At 63.4% G+C, this 276-nt stretch carries 1 protein-coding gene; it reads left to right on the plus strand.

Features of this window, described 5'->3' with window-relative positions; genetic code table 11:
• A partial coding sequence (locus KZZ04_RS19160) for a TonB-dependent receptor plug domain-containing protein (protein WP_219423850.1) occupies positions 1 to 276 on the plus strand: 276 nt, incomplete at both ends.

Raw genomic sequence — 276 nt, forward strand, 5'->3', positions numbered from 1 at the left:
GGTTTCAGCGCCAACCGCGGCTACCCGAGCACGCCGGATGCGGCCAATATCGAACGCATTGAAGTACTCAAAGGCCCCGCCGCCAGCCTGTATGGCCGCGGCGATCCCGGCGGCACCGTGAATATCGTCACCAAGAAACCGCAGCCGCAAGCCTTCACCACGCTGCAAACCAGCGCCGGCAGTTGGGACCGTTATCGCACGGCAGTGGATGTAAACACCCCGCTGGACAGCGAAGGCCGTGTGCTGTCGCGCGTAAACCTGGCCGTGGAAGACAAG

The sequence above is a fragment of the Pseudoalteromonas sp. CR1 genome (genome assembly GCF_019392235.1).
Taxonomy (GTDB): Bacteria; Pseudomonadota; Gammaproteobacteria; order Enterobacterales; family Alteromonadaceae; genus Pseudoalteromonas.